The following is a 13,277-nucleotide window of genomic DNA, read 5'->3' as shown; positions in this document are numbered from 1 at the left end:
GTGCCGACCTACCAGTACCAGTGCACCGAATGCGGCGAGGGCCTCGAGGCGGTGCAGAAGTTCACCGATGACGCCCTGACCGTATGCCCCAGCTGCGACGGACGCCTGAAGAAGGTGTTCTCCGCGGTCGGCATCGTCTTCAAGGGTTCCGGCTTCTACCGCAACGACAGCCGCGGCTCGTCGTCGACCAGCTCACCGGCGTCCTCGTCCTCTTCGGCGACGGCCACGAAGTCGTCGGACTCCAAGGCGTCGTCCTCGGCCTCCTCGTCGACGACCACCTCGTCGTCCTCGAGCACGTCGAGCGCGTCCGGCTCCGCCGCCTGATCCTTACGTTCCGAGGACCCCGCCGGAGCAGCAACCACGGCGGGGTCCTCGGCGTGTCCGCGTGCGGCTACTGTGATCGCCATGGCGACCCATTCGAACGCAAGCGAAGCGGCCGGACCGGCGGACATCGGCGTGATCGGCGGCTCCGGCCTCTACTCCTTCCTGCAGGACGTCACCGAGATCCAGGTCGAGACCCCGTACGGCCCGCCCAGCGACTCGCTGTTCCTCGGTGAGATCGCGGGACGGCGGGTCGCCTTCCTGCCGCGCCACGGGCGCGGCCATCATCTGCCGCCGCACCGCATCAACTACCGCGCCAACCTCTGGGCGCTCAGGTCGGTGGGGGTCCGCCAGGTGCTCGGCCCGTGCGCGGTCGGGGGCCTGCGCCCCGAGTACGGCCCCGGCACGCTGCTCGTGCCCGACCAGTTCGTCGACCGTACGAAGTCCCGGCCGCAGAGCTACTTCGACGGTCTGCCGCTGCCGGACGGGACCGTCCCCAACGTGGTGCACGTGTCACCCGCCGACCCGTACTGCGCGACCGGGCGACGGAAGGTGCTCGAGGCGGCGCGCGGGCGCGACTGGGAGCCGGTGGACGGCGGGACGCTCGTGGTCGTCGAAGGGCCCCGGTTCTCGACCCGGGCGGAGTCGCGGTGGCACGCGGCGATGGGCTGGTCGGTGGTCGGCATGACCGGGCACCCGGAGGCGGTTCTCGCCCGTGAACTGGAGCTCTGCTACACGTCGATCACGCTGGTCACGGACCTCGACGCGGGTGCGGAAGCGGGCGAGGGCGTCTCGCACGAAGAGGTGCTGAAGGTGTTCGCGGCCAATGTCGACCGGCTGAGGACCGTGCTGTTCGACGCGGTGGCCGGGCTGCCGGCGAACGAGGAGCGCTCCTGCTTCTGCGGCAGTGCGCTGGACGGCATGGACCCGGGTTTCCGGCTTCCGTAGGCGGCTGCCGCGAGGGGCCCTCCCGCACACGGCACCCGCGGTCTGCAGGGGTTTCCGTCCGACGCGGCCGGCTGCCGGGCCCCGGCCGCGTCGGACGCCATCACGCCCACTCACCCTTGTCGGTGAGCGAGTTGTCCACATGCGGCGGCCTGTCCACAGGCCGCTGCAGGTCGGCATCGGAATGTGGATCGTGGAGAGCGGTCGGTCACGGGCACCGGGCTCGGGCCACTGGCCACAAGGCGGTGCGCAACATGTCCTGTCTCCCCTCCTCCCCTCCCCCTTCTCCCGCGCCGGAGCCCTTGGGCGTACCACCGTTCGCCCCGCTGCACGTCCGCGGCAGGGCACAGCGGCTACGGCGCGCGCTGTGGCGGCAACGGCGCACGATGGCGGCGGGCCTGGCGGTGACGGCCGCAGCGCTGGCCGCGTCCACGGCACGCGGAGCCGATGCTCCCGGAGGGCCCCCGGGGCAGGAGGCCCGCGGCGGGGCCGGTACGGGTGTGCCGACCGCCGCGGCTCCGGGGCGCGGTCCCCGGCCCGCCGCCGACCTGGTGTCCGCCCCCGTACGCATCGCGGATGCGGCCACGGTGCGGCTGCTGCGGCCCGGGGACCGCGTCGATGTCATTGCGGCCGCCGACTCCCCTGCGGGCGACCCCGTCGAGGCGAAGGTCGTGGCATCCGGGGTGCGGGTGGCCGAGGTTCCGGGCACGGGTGACGACTCCCCGGACGGCGGGGCTCTGGTCGTCCTGTCCGTGCCGCGTGCCACGGCGACGCAGTTGGCCGGTGCGGGGGCGACCTCACGTCTGGCGGTGACGATGTGCTGACTCGTACTGATGCCGTGCCAGGTCGCGTGTGGACGGGCACGGATTGGACAAGGTGGTCGGGCGCTGCCGTAGGTTGCGGAGCCGTCCCCCTCCCCTGCTGCAGGTATGAAAAGAGGCTCATTCGTGAGCGAGAAGAAGCCGAGCGTGCTCGAAGGCTTCAAGGCATTCCTTCTCCGCGGCAACGTGATCGACCTCGCGGTCGCGGTCGTCATCGGTGCCGCCTTCACCAACATCGTGAACGCGGTGGTGAAGGGCGTGATCAATCCGCTGGTCGGCGCATTCGGAACGAAGGACCTGGACGCCTACAGCTCTTGTCTGAAGGCCCCCTGCGCGGTGGTCGACGGCGAGATGCAGGGCATACAGATCATGTGGGGTTCCGTGCTCGGCGCGACCCTCCAGTTCCTGATCACCGCGGCCGTCGTCTACTTCCTCATGGTGCTGCCCATGTCGAAGTACCTGGCCCGCCGCGCCGCCGCGCAAAAGGCGAGAGAGGGTGTGCGGGAGACGTTGGAGGTCACCGAACTGGAGGTGCTGAAGGAGATCCGCGACGCCCTGGTGGCGCAGCGCGGTTCCGGCACCCCAGGCTCCGGGGGTGCCGAGCCGTCGGGTGCGCCGGGGTCCGGCGAGGGTCGCTGAGGCGACGGCCGCTTCGTCGGCACTCAGATGTGATGGGGCGGCTTCTCGTCGAGGAAGCGCGCAAGATCGGCGGCGCTGTCGCCGCTCGCGGGAGGCCGCTCACCCCACCCACGGTCCGTATCGTCCGCCGATTGCTGGTCCAGCGGATCGTCGAAGATCAGCCTCGGCTCGGGTCGCTGCTGTCCGGGCTGCTTCGCATCTCGCGGTCCGGGGGCGGGGGCGGTGCTCATGATTCCAGGGTACGCGGGCTCGCCGCCCTGTCAGCGGTCCTTCGGGCCGAGCCACCACAGGGCCAGGACGACGAGGAACGACAGGATGAGAAAGGCCGCATCCCACCAAGCGGAGCCGGGCCTGCCCCTTATCCACGCGTTGCCCCCCGGTCGGGCCCCAGTCGGCCGACGACGGCGCTCTCCGGTGCGGGACGGGCGGTGGGCTTCGAGGACCGCTCGGGTTCCTGCTCGGTACCAGCCCCCGGCCCCGCGATACGTGCCCCTCGGGTCGCCGTAGCCGCTCGTGGACCGGATCTGCGGACAGCGCTCCTTGAGACCGATGTCATTGGCGGTGGAGCAGGCGGTGTCCCGCGGGCGCTGGGCAAGCACGGCCCGGTGGCACGGCGGTGGGGCGCCCGGCCCCGTTGAGCTCGTCCCGGCGGCGCGGCGCGACCCGTACCGGCAGCCGCCGAGCCGCCGGGCTGCGGGGAAGACCGGCCGCCGGGCCGCCGGGAAGACCGGGCCGCCGCAGGACGGCACAGATCCAACTAACCTGACGGACATGGTCGTTATGGAGAAGGCCGACGGACCGGCCGGCGGGCTCACGGATGTGGCGGGCCTGCGGGTCGGTCATGCGCAGGTCGCCGGGCCCGGCGCGCTCAGCGGTACCACGGTTGTCCTCGCACCCGAGGGCGGAGCCGTCGCCGCCGTGGACGTCAGGGGCGGAGGCCCCGGCACCCGGGAGACGGACGCCCTGGATCCGCGCAATGTCGTCCAGCGCATCGAGGCGGTCGTGCTGACCGGTGGCAGTGCGTTCGGTCTCGACTCGGCCGCCGGCGTGATGGCCTGGCTGGAGGAGCAGGGCCGGGGCGTCCGGGTGGGTCCCGACCCGTCACAAGTCGTACCGGTCGTGCCCGCCGCTTGCGTCTTCGACCTGGGACGCGGCGGGAACTGGCGCGCGCGGCCGGACGCGTCGACGGGGCGCGCGGCCGTGGAGGCCGCGGCCGCCACCGCCGAGGGCACGCGGGTGGAGGAGGGCTCCGTCGGCGCCGGGACGGGCGCGGTGATCGGCCGGCTCAAGGGCGGGGTCGGCACGGCGAGCACCGTCCTCGACTCGGGCGTCACCGTGGCGGCGCTGGTCGTGGCGAACGCCGTGGGCTCGGCCGTCGATCCCCGGACCGGCGTGCTGTACGGCGAGTTGGTCACCGAAGGCGTCCACCGTTCAGCGCTCCCCTCCGCCGCGGTCCACGCCGCGGCGCAGCTGCGGCTCGCCGAGGCGGGCGAGACGAACGGACCGCCGCCGCTGAACACCACGCTCGCCGTCGTCGCCACCGACGCCGACCTCACCCGCGCGCAGGCGCACAAGCTCGCGGGAACGGCACACGACGGCATCGCGCGCGCCGTACGGCCCGTACACCTCCTCAACGACGGCGACACGGTGTTCGCGCTGGCCACGGGCTCGGTCGCGCTGGACGCCGACAGCCCGCTGGCGCTCAACGATGTGCTCGCCGCAGGCGCCGACATGGTGACCCGGGCGATCGTGCGCGCCGTGAAGTCCGCCGCGAGCGTCGAAGGACCGGGCGGCACCTTTCCTTCCTACGCAGAGCTGTACGACGTCGACTGACGTGTCCGGCAGCCAAGTTGGGGGCGCGCGGGAACTTCTGCCGTGCGCCCCTTCCTTTTACCCAACCCTGAAGCACACTGCCGGGCGGAAGCGCTACTTTTAGCAATCACCAAGTGACTTGTGGCGACGGCCTGGAGACCCCTCTTGAACGATCCGAACGAGCCGTACGGTCCGTACGAGCCGTACGAGACGACAGAGACGACAGAGACGCACCTCGAGCGACTCCTGGGTCGGGCGCTCAACTCCTTCGACCTGCCTGACGCGACGGTCGAGCGGCTCGGTTCCGCGCTGGCGCACGCCAGTTCGCTGCACTCGTCGCACCACAGCGCGCCGCTGCACCGCTCCACGTACCGCCATGCCTATCTGCTCCGTGACGGCAGCTCGCTCGTCCTGTGGGAGCTGGTGCACAACACCGGTCGTGGCGGCACCGAGCAGCACGAGCTCTACTCGGAGGAGTCCGAGGCACGACTGGCGGCGTCCCGGCTGCCCGCCGGTTTCCCCGGGTTCGCAGGGCCGGGGAGCGGGCCGGCCAGCGCGCTCGAGCAGGAGCTCGGCATCGACCTGGACGCCGAGCTGGACGCCGGCCTGGAACTGCTGGCCGCCCTGATGGCACCGCCCCCGGCCCCGATGCCGCCGACGTACGTCCCCGACGACTCCGCCGACCACGCGCGCCGGCTGCTGCGCCGCGCGGAGAACGACGACCGGCCGGGCGAGGAGACGGCGCGTCTGCTGCGCGCTGCCTTCGCCCACCACATCACCCAGGTCTTCGGGCGCCAGTTCCGCGTAGCCGGCAAGAACGCGGGCTTCACGCTCTACGAGCACGCGTTCCTGCTGCTCGACGGGACGGAGCGAAGCCTCTGGGAGGTCGAGCACACGGCGACGCCGGACGGCCGCCACATGTGCGAGGTGTACGAGGCGGAGCACGACGCCCGCGAGGCGATGGAGCTCCGCGCACGGGTCCGGTGACTCGCGCCCGGCAGCCCTGGCCCGACCCGCCACCGCCACGCGCACGACGGTGACCGCAGCACGTGCACGTCGGTGCCCGCGCCAGGGCAAGTGGCGCGGGCACCGAGGGCCTTCGGTCGCTCAGCGCGAGAGCACCGGCTCCGGCTCGGCGTCCTGCTTCACCGGCGGCAACGCCTCGAGCTGCCCGGGGGCGCCGGCGTCGTCGTCCGCGACCCCGGCCTCCACATGCTGCTTCGGCCGCGCCGGCAGAGCGAACATCACCGCGAAGATCGCGACCAGCACCCCGGCCACCCACCACAGCGAGTCCTCGAAGGCCTCGACGAAGGCCGCGCCCATGGCGTCCGGCGACCCGAGCCCGGCGGCCGAATCGTCGATCGAGCCGAAGAAGACGAGCGACACCAGACCGAGGCCGAGCGCCATGCCCATCTGCCCGGTGGTGTTGATCAGGCCGGACGCGGAGCCCGCGTGCTCACGCGGCACTTCGGAGAGCACGGCATCGGTGAGCGGCGCCACGATCAGCCCCATGCCCACGCCCATCACGACCAGAGGCAGGATCATCTGCCACGAGTGGATGGCCGTGCCGTAGCGGTCGGCCTCCCAGATGTAGACGATCAGCCCGGCGGCCATGGTGGCCGCGCCGGCCTGCAGCACCTTGCGGCCGAATCGCGGCACCAGCAGTTGCACGGACATCCCGGCCGCCGCCGAGACGGCGATGGAGAACGGCACCCCGGTCAGGCCGGCCTTGAGCGGACTCCAGCCGAGCCCGGCCTGCATGTAGAGCGTCCAGACGAGGAAGAAGATGCCCATCACGACGCCGAAGGTGAGCTGCACGGCGATACCGGCGGCGAAGCTCTTCACCTTGAACAGCGAGAGTTCCACCAGCGGCGAACCGTCCTTGCGCGTCTTGTACTTCTCGTACGCCACGAAGGCGGCGAAGACGAACAGGCTGCCGGCCATGCAAACGTGGCCCCAGAGCGGCCAGTCCAGCTCTCGGCCACGGGTGAGCGGGTAGACCAGCATCAGCAGGGCGACCGTGACCATCGCGACGCCGACGAGGTCGAGCCTGAGCGCCTTGGGTGCACGGGACTCGATGATGAACTTCCGCCCCAGGACCAGCCCGGCGATGCCGACCGGCAGATTGATCAGGAAGATCGGGCGCCACTCGAGGCCGAAGAGGTTCCACTGGGTCAGCAGCGCGCCGAGCAGCGGGCCGGAGACCGCGCCGAGACCGACGACGGCACCGAACAGGCCGAAGACCTTGCCGCGTTCGTGCGCCGGGAAGGTGACGTGGACGATCGCCAGCACCTGAGGCACCATCATCGCGGCGGCCGCGCCCTGCAGCAGCCGAGAGGCGACGAGCATCTCGTCGCCCGCGGCGAACCCGCACAGCGCGGAGGCGAGCGTGAAGCCGGTGATGCCGATGAGGAACAGCCGCTTGCGGCCGTAGATGTCGCCGAGCCTGCCGCCCGTGATCAGGCCCGCGGCAAAGGCCAGCGCGTATCCGGCGGTGATCCACTGGATCGCGCCGAACGACGCGCCGAGGTCCCGCTGGATGCTGGGGATCGCGATGTTGACGATGGTGACGTCGACCAGGTCCATGAACGCCGCCGTCATGACGATCGCCAGGGCGATCCAGCGCCGGCGGTCGGATTCCGCCTGCGGTACGGCTGCCGTTTCTGCCACGGCGGGCTGCTGTGAACTCATACGGGGAAACTAGGCCCCGTATAGGTCAGAACAAGTCCTAGATGGCGGGCATCCTGAAGAACATGACGGACACCCCGGCACGACTCCTGAATCTGCTGTCCCTCCTCCAGACTCCTCGGGAATGGCCCGGCAGCGAGCTCGCCGAGCGCCTCGACGTCACCCCGCGCACGATCCGGCGGGACATCGACCGGCTGCGCGACCTCGGCTATCCGGTCGAGGCGACCAGAGGCGCCGTCGGCGGCTACCGGCTGGTCGCAGGCACGGCCATGCCGCCGTTGCTGCTGGACGACGAGGAGGCCGTGGCGATCGCGGTGGGCCTGCGGGCGGGGGCGGGGCATGCCATCGAGGGCATCGAGGAGGCGTCGGTGCGGGCGCTGGCCAAGCTGGAACAGGTGCTGCCGTCCCGTCTCCGCCACCGGGTCACCACGCTCCAGGCGGCAACGCTTCCCCTCACCAGGGGCGACGGCGCGACGATCGACCCGCACACGCTGACGGTCATCGCGGGCACGGTGACGGCGCGCGAACGGCTGCGGTTCGCCTACCGGGCCGGCGACGGCGCCGAGACCCGGCGCCAGGTGGAGCCGTACCGTCTGGTGTCGACGGGGCGGCGGTGGTATCTCGTCGCGTACGACATCGGGCGCGAGGACTGGCGCACGTTCCGCGTGGACCGGGTGACGGAGCCGCTCGCGACGGGCGCCCGCTTCACGCCGCGCGATGCGCCGGTCGGGGACGCGGCGGAACTGCTGAGCCACTCGATGTCGCGCCAGCAGCAGGAGCACGACGTCGATGTGAGTTTCGGGGCGCCTGCGTCCTTCGTGACGGGACGGCTGCCGGAGCATCTGGGCGCACCGGTCCCGACGGGAGAAGGCAGCTGCCGCCTGCGGACACGGTCGGCCGACTCGGTCGAGTGGCTGGCGCTCCGACTGGCTCTGGTGGACTGCGAGTTCACCGTCCATGGGCCGCAGCCGCTGCGCGAGTACATGACGGACCTGGCGGCACGGCTCACGCGGGCAACGGCCTGACCGGCCGTCGAACGAAGCAGGCCCGGCGCCGCCCGGGGCGCGGGCTCGGGGCGGCCCGCACCGCGCTCAGGCCGGGGGGCGGGCCCCGGCCGCGTAGCCCCGCGGGCTACGCCGCCGGCTCGAAGCCCGTGTCGCGGGCCATCCGCTTGAGCTCGAGCAGCGCGTGCTTCTCGATCTGGCGGATCCGTTCGCGCGTCAGGCCGTGCTCCTTGCCGACCTCGGTCAAGGTCCGCTCCCGGCCGTCCTCGATCCCGTAGCGCATACGGATGATCGACGCCGTCCGGTGGTCGAGCTTGCCGATCAGGTCGCCGAGCTCCTCGCTGCGCAGCAGGGTGAGCACGGACTGCTCCGGGGACACCGCCGAGGTGTCCTCCAGCAGGTCGCCGAACTGGGTCTCGCCCGCGTCGTCCACCGACATGTTCAGGCTGACCGGGTCACGGGCCCAGTCGAGGACGTCCGTGATCCGCTCGGCCGTCGAGCCCAGCTCCTCGGCGATCTCCGAGGGCTCCGGGTCCCGGCCGTTCTCCCGGTTGAACTCGCGCTGGACACGGCGGATGCGGCCGAGTTCCTCCACCAGGTGGACGGGGAGCCGGATGGTGCGGGACTGGTCGGCTATGGAGCGGGTGATCGCCTGGCGGATCCACCACGTCGCATACGTGGAGAACTTGAACCCCTTGGCGTAGTCGAACTTCTCGACCGCACGGACCAGGCCTGCGTTCCCTTCCTGGATCAGGTCGAGCAGCGGCAGTCCGCTGCGCGGATAGCGCCGGGCGACGGCCACGACGAGCCGCAGATTCGAGCGGATGAAGATGTCCTTGGCGCGCTCGCCGGCGTCGGCCAGCGCTTCCAGCTCCTCCCGCGTGGCACCGCCCGCCTCGCTCTCCACCTCTTTGTCGAGGATCTGGCGGGCGTAGACACCTGCCTCGATGGTCTGGGACAGTTCGACCTCCTTGGCGGCGTCGAGCAGCGGCGTACGCGCAATCTCGTCGAGGTACATGCCGACCAGGTCGCGGTCGGCGATCTCCCCGCCCACGGCGCGAACGCTGCTTGCCCTGTCGGTCGTCCCCCCGGAGTCGGACTGACGACGGGCGACGGCACGGGTTGCCATGCGAGCTCCCTTGCTGAGTAGGTCGCGACACCCTCCCGGGTGCCCTGCATCCGAAGGAAACAACGACTGGAATCCGGACAGAATTCCCATCGGGTGCATCGATTTACGCGATCATGCAGTACCCTGTCGCGCCACCGAAGGAGGACGGATGCTGCCGGAACACGCGGAAGTGCAGGTCAGGACAGGCGCCGAGGCCGACCTCGAAGCTCTCACGGACATCTACAACCATTACGTCAGTGAGACCGCCATCACGTTCGACACCACGGTTTTCGCCCCCGAGCAGCGCCGCTCATGGCTGCACTCCCACCCTGAAGACGGCCCCCACCGGCTTCTGGTTGCTCAGGATGTCCGTTTTGTCGATACGAATCCACCGGCCGGCATCCTCGGATACGCCACCAGCAGCCCCTTCCGCCCCAAGCCGGCGTACTCGACCTCCGTCGAGGTCAGCGTCTACTGCGCGCCCGAGGCCGCCGGACGCGGCATCGGCACGCTGCTGTACGAGGCGCTCTTCAAGGCACTTGGGGCCGAGGACGTGCACCGGGCCTATGCGGGCGTCGCCCTGCCCAACGAGGCCTCGATCCGTCTGCACACCCGCTTCGGCTTCCGGCACGTCGGCACCTACGAAGAGGTGGGCCGCAAGTTCGGGCGGTACTGGGACGTGGCCTGGTTCGAGAAGCGCCTGGAGTGAGCACGGGCGCTCCCCGGACTGGGCCCAGGGCCCAACACCCAGGACGCAGCGCCCAGGACTCAGCGCTCGGGACAGCGCTCGGGTCTCAGCCGAACTGAACCGATCGTTTCGCCAGTCCCATCCAGAAGCCGTCGATGACACTGCGGCCGCTCCCTGTCTCCCCCTCCGACGCCCCGAGGGTGACGAACAGCGGCGCGAAGTGCTCGGTCCGCGGGTGGGCGAGTTTGCCCGCCGGGGCCTTGTTCTCGAAGTCGAGGAGCGCGTCCACATCGGCGGCCGCCAGCGCGCGCCGCCCCCAGTCGTCGAACTCGGTCGACCAGCCGGGCGTGCCGACGTGCCGCAGCGCCGCCAGATTGTGCGTGAAGAAGCCGCTGCCGACGATCAGTACGCCCTCGTCCCTGAGCGGCGCGAGCCTGCGCCCGATCTCGAGCAGCTTCTGCGGGTCGAGCGTGGGCATGGAGATCTGCAGTACGGGGACGTCGGCGCCCGGATACATCTCCACCAGCGGCACGTAAGCGCCGTGGTCGAGGCCCCGGTCGGGGATGTCCTGCACCGGTGTCCCGGCGCGGCGCAGCAGTTTGCGCACCGAGTCGGCCAGTCGGGGTGCGCCCGGGGCGTCGTAGCGGACGCGGTAGTAGTGCTCGGGGAAGCCCCAGAAGTCGTACACCAGCGGCAGGGTCCGGGTCGCGCCGAGCGCGAGGGGCGCCTCCTCCCAGTGGGCGGAGACCATCAGGATCGCCGCGGGCCGGGGCAGTGACTGCGACCACGCGGCGAGCTCTCCCGGCCAGACCGGGTCGTCGGCCAGGGGCGGGGCGCCGTGGGAGAGGTAGAGGGCGGGCATGCGCTGTGCGGCGGAGGTGTGGTTCATGGCGGTCGGCTCCCGGTCTGCTGAACCTGGTGTGCGGTGCGCTGAAGTGCGACTTGCTTGAACTTTCAAGCGCACCAGCGACCCTAGCCCCATTTAGTTCAACTTTCAAGGATGGGGTCGTAGAGTGGGATACATGAACAGGGCACTCAATGGCGAGGGCGGTCCCGGACCACGCTGGCTGAGCGACGAGGAACAGCGCGTCTGGCGCGCGTACCTCCATGCAACCACCCTCCTCGAGGACCACCTCGACCGCCAGCTCCAGCGCGACGCCGGAATGCCGCACATCTACTACGGCCTGCTCGTCCAGCTCGCGCAGGCTCCCCGCCGCCGCAAGCGGATGACCGAACTGGCCATCGACGCCAAGATCACCCGCTCCCGCCTCTCGCACGCAATCGCCCGGCTGGAGAAGAACGGCTGGGTGCGACGCGAGGACTGCCCCTCCGACAAACGCGGCCAGAACGCGGTACTGACGGACGAGGGCTTCGGCGTCCTGGAACGCACCGCGCCCGGCCATGTCGAGGCCGTACGACAGGTGATGTTCGACCGCCTCACCCCCGAGCAGGTCATGCAGCTCGGCGAGATCATGCAGCTCATGGCGGAGGGGCTGCAGCCGCAGGACACCGGCGCGGACCTGCCCTGGCTCAGATGACCACAGCGTGAAGGGCCCCGCCCGGATGTGCTGCACCCGGGCGGGGCCCTTCCTCACGCGCGTACGACTTCCGCTCCCGCGGCGCGCTCGCCGCAGATGGACCGCTCAGTGCGCGATGACGGGGATCTTGACCTCGTCCTCCGTACCGGCGCCTTCGTCCGAACCGGCCGCGACCTGACCGGACTGCGGGCGCCCGGTGTTGATCAGCGTGAACGCGATCGCCGCGGCGGCGGCCAGGATGCCGACCGCCCACCAGATGGCCGACGAGAAACCGTGCACCATGCCCTGGAGCTCCAGCAGCTTCGGGTCCGTCGCACCGGCGGCGTGCGAGGTGATGTACGAGGTCGTGGCGGAGGCCGCGATCGTGTTCAGCAGCGCCGTACCGATCGCGCCGCCCACCTGCTGCGAGGTGTTGACCATCGCGGAGGCGACACCGGCGTCCGCCGGGTTCACGCCGTGCGTGGACAGCGACATCGCCGGCATGAACGCCGTACCCATGCCGAGTCCCAGCAGCAGCTGCGCCGGCAGGATCAGGCCCGCGTACGAGCTGTCGACCTCCAGCTGGGTCAGCAGCAGCATGCCGATCGCCGCGAGGACGAAGCCGGGACCCATCAGCAGCCGGGGCGCCACACGGGTCATCAGCCGGGCGCCGATCTGGGTCGAGCCCGTGATCATGCCCACGATCATCGGCAGGAAGGCGAAGCCCGTCGTCACCGGCGAGTACCCCTTCACGACCTGCAGATAGAACGTCAGGAAGAGGAAGAGCCCGAACATCGCGATGATGGCGAGACCCAGCGAGAGATAGACACCGCCGCGGTTGCGCTCGGTCAGCACGCGCAGCGGCAGCAGCGGCGACTTCACCTTCGCCTCGGTGGCGACGAACGCGGCGAGCAGCACCGCGGAGGCGATGAACATGCCCACGGTCAGGTCGTCGGACCAGCCGGCGGACTCGGCGCGGGTGAAGCCGTAGACGAGGGCCACCAGACCCAGCGTGGAGAGCACGACACCGGGGATGTCCAGGGAGGAGCGGTTGCGTGCGTCCTCCGGCTCACGGATCACCAGGTAGGCACCGACGGCGGCGATGATCGCGAACGGGATGTTGACGTAGAAGGTCCAGCGCCAGTTCAGGTACTCGGTGAGGAACCCGCCGAGGATGAGACCGACGGCGCCACCGCCACCGGCGATCGCACCGTAGATACCGAAGGCCTTGGCGCGCTCCTTGGCGTCGGTGAACATCACGGCGAGCAGCGAGAGCGCGGCCGGCGCGAGCAGCGCGCCGAAGACGCCCTGCAGGGCGCGGGCGCCGAGCATCATCGCCTCACCGGTGGCCGCACCGCCGAGCGCGGAGGCCGCGGCGAAGCCGAGCAGGCCGACGACGAAGGTGCGCTTACGGCCCCACAGGTCGGCGATGCGGCCGCCGAAGAGCAGCAGTCCGCCGAAGGCGAGGGCGTAGGCGGTGATGACCCATTGCCGGTTGGCGTCGGAGATGTGGAGGTCCTGCTGGGCGGTGGGGAGCGCGATGTTCACGATCGTCGCGTCGAGCACCACCATCAACTGGGCGAGGGCTATGAAGACGAGTGCTTTCCAGCGGCTCGGGTCAGGGAGTGGGATGTCGGCTGTTTTGGGCATGGGTTGGCCACCTCATCGGGTAACGGAAGGTCACGCGGTACGCGAGCAAGGGAATGTAAGGAGAGAAATGCGAGGAGGTCGAGG

14 protein-coding genes are annotated in these 13,277 nt (G+C 70.7%); 9 read left to right on the top strand and 5 right to left on the bottom strand.

The features are described from left to right. The 4 genes from IE198_RS13835 (at position 1) to IE198_RS13820 (ending at position 2,726) form a co-directional block, all read left to right on the top strand. Positions 1–324 (top strand): FmdB family zinc ribbon protein, encoded by a 324-nt coding sequence (locus tag IE198_RS13835; protein WP_189886268.1) that lies wholly within the window; start codon positions 1–3, stop codon positions 322–324. 81 nt (positions 325–405) lie between these two features. Further along, the gene (locus IE198_RS13830; RefSeq protein ID WP_189886266.1) at positions 406–1,269 is read left to right on the top strand and encodes an S-methyl-5'-thioadenosine phosphorylase; all 864 of its coding nucleotides are present in this window, start codon (positions 406–408) and stop codon (positions 1,267–1,269) included. 299 nt (positions 1,270–1,568) lie between these two features. Continuing rightward, positions 1,569–2,090, top strand: a complete 522-nt coding sequence (locus IE198_RS13825) for an RcpC/CpaB family pilus assembly protein (protein ID WP_308426805.1) — start codon at positions 1,569–1,571, stop codon at positions 2,088–2,090. Between the two features lie 123 nt (positions 2,091–2,213). Further along, a complete protein-coding gene (locus IE198_RS13820) occupies positions 2,214–2,726 on the top strand; it encodes a large conductance mechanosensitive channel protein MscL (RefSeq protein WP_189886262.1) in 513 nt (170 codons plus the stop codon). Between the two features lie 23 nt (positions 2,727–2,749). Here the strand turns inward: IE198_RS13820 and IE198_RS13815 are convergent, their stop codons facing one another. After that, a complete protein-coding gene (locus tag IE198_RS13815) occupies positions 2,750–2,956 on the bottom strand; it encodes a hypothetical protein (RefSeq protein WP_189886260.1) in 207 nt (68 codons plus the stop codon). Between the two features lie 550 nt (positions 2,957–3,506). Here IE198_RS13815 and IE198_RS13810 point away from each other — a divergent pair. Together IE198_RS13810 and IE198_RS13805 are read left to right on the top strand one after the other, a co-directional pair. Continuing rightward, positions 3,507–4,559 (top strand): P1 family peptidase, encoded by a 1,053-nt coding sequence (locus tag IE198_RS13810; protein WP_189886531.1) that lies wholly within the window; start codon positions 3,507–3,509, stop codon positions 4,557–4,559. 144 nt (positions 4,560–4,703) lie between these two features. After that, positions 4,704–5,525: a DUF6227 family protein gene (locus IE198_RS13805; RefSeq protein WP_189886258.1), complete on the top strand. Its 822-nt coding sequence runs from the start codon at positions 4,704–4,706 to the stop codon at positions 5,523–5,525. Between the two features lie 120 nt (positions 5,526–5,645). Here the strand turns inward: IE198_RS13805 and IE198_RS13800 are convergent, their stop codons facing one another. Then, positions 5,646–7,229 carry an MFS transporter gene (locus IE198_RS13800; protein ID WP_189886256.1) on the bottom strand — a complete coding sequence of 528 codons (1,584 nt, stop codon included), beginning with the start codon at positions 7,227–7,229 and terminating at the stop codon, positions 5,646–5,648. Positions 7,230–7,291: 62 nt separating this feature from the next. Between IE198_RS13800 and IE198_RS13795 the strand changes: the two genes are divergently transcribed. Further along, entirely contained in the window at positions 7,292–8,251 is a 960-nt protein-coding gene (locus IE198_RS13795; protein ID WP_189886254.1) for a helix-turn-helix transcriptional regulator, read from the top strand. A 106-nt stretch (positions 8,252–8,357) separates the two neighbouring features. On the opposite strand, the gene IE198_RS13790 is transcribed toward IE198_RS13795, so the two are convergent. Next, the gene (locus IE198_RS13790; RefSeq protein ID WP_189886253.1) at positions 8,358–9,359 is read right to left on the bottom strand and encodes a sigma-70 family RNA polymerase sigma factor; all 1,002 of its coding nucleotides are present in this window, start codon (positions 9,357–9,359) and stop codon (positions 8,358–8,360) included. Positions 9,360–9,507: 148 nt separating this feature from the next. Here IE198_RS13790 and IE198_RS13785 point away from each other — a divergent pair, with 148 nt between their 5' ends. Then, a complete protein-coding gene (locus tag IE198_RS13785; protein ID WP_189886251.1) occupies positions 9,508–10,047 on the top strand; it encodes a GNAT family N-acetyltransferase in 540 nt (179 codons plus the stop codon). Between the two features lie 85 nt (positions 10,048–10,132). Here the strand turns inward: IE198_RS13785 and IE198_RS13780 are convergent, their stop codons facing one another. Next, positions 10,133–10,915 (bottom strand): dioxygenase family protein, encoded by a 783-nt coding sequence (locus tag IE198_RS13780; RefSeq protein ID WP_189886249.1) that lies wholly within the window; start codon positions 10,913–10,915, stop codon positions 10,133–10,135. 133 nt (positions 10,916–11,048) lie between these two features. On the opposite strand from IE198_RS13780, the gene IE198_RS13775 reads away from it, so the two are divergent. Beyond that, positions 11,049–11,564 carry a MarR family winged helix-turn-helix transcriptional regulator gene (locus IE198_RS13775; RefSeq protein ID WP_189886247.1) on the top strand — a complete coding sequence of 172 codons (516 nt, stop codon included), beginning with the start codon at positions 11,049–11,051 and terminating at the stop codon, positions 11,562–11,564. Between the two features lie 105 nt (positions 11,565–11,669). Here the strand turns inward: IE198_RS13775 and IE198_RS13770 are convergent, their stop codons facing one another. Further along, complete coding sequence (locus IE198_RS13770) at positions 11,670–13,193, bottom strand: MFS transporter (RefSeq protein WP_189886245.1); 1,524 nt, start codon at positions 13,191–13,193, stop codon at positions 11,670–11,672. Positions 13,194–13,277 lie beyond the last annotated feature (84 nt).

It is taken from the genome of Streptomyces xantholiticus (assembly GCF_014651015.1).
Classification (GTDB): Bacteria; Actinomycetota; Actinomycetes; order Streptomycetales; family Streptomycetaceae; genus Streptomyces; species Streptomyces xantholiticus.
The sequence above is the reverse complement of the archived record's forward strand: the minus strand, read 5'-3'. Positions and strand labels throughout refer to the sequence as shown.

Bases quoted from the DNA above. Each gene is read 5' to 3' on its own strand.
- IE198_RS13830 (WP_189886266.1), top strand. From the start codon at position 406: ATGGCGACCCATTCGAACGCAAGCGAAGCGGCCGGACCGGCGGACATC.
- IE198_RS13815 (WP_189886260.1), bottom strand. From the start codon at position 2,956: ATGAGCACCGCCCCCGCCCCCGGACCGCGAGATGCGAAGCAGCCCGGA.
- IE198_RS13810 (WP_189886531.1), top strand. From the start codon at position 3,507: ATGGAGAAGGCCGACGGACCGGCCGGCGGGCTCACGGATGTGGCGGGC.
- IE198_RS13800 (WP_189886256.1), bottom strand. From the start codon at position 7,229: ATGAGTTCACAGCAGCCCGCCGTGGCAGAAACGGCAGCCGTACCGCAG.
- IE198_RS13795 (WP_189886254.1), top strand. From the start codon at position 7,292: ATGACGGACACCCCGGCACGACTCCTGAATCTGCTGTCCCTCCTCCAG.
- IE198_RS13790 (WP_189886253.1), bottom strand. From the start codon at position 9,359: ATGGCAACCCGTGCCGTCGCCCGTCGTCAGTCCGACTCCGGGGGGACG.
- IE198_RS13785 (WP_189886251.1), top strand. From the start codon at position 9,508: ATGCTGCCGGAACACGCGGAAGTGCAGGTCAGGACAGGCGCCGAGGCC.
- IE198_RS13780 (WP_189886249.1), bottom strand. From the start codon at position 10,915: ATGAACCACACCTCCGCCGCACAGCGCATGCCCGCCCTCTACCTCTCC.
- IE198_RS13775 (WP_189886247.1), top strand. From the start codon at position 11,049: ATGAACAGGGCACTCAATGGCGAGGGCGGTCCCGGACCACGCTGGCTG.
- IE198_RS13770 (WP_189886245.1), bottom strand. From the start codon at position 13,193: ATGCCCAAAACAGCCGACATCCCACTCCCTGACCCGAGCCGCTGGAAA.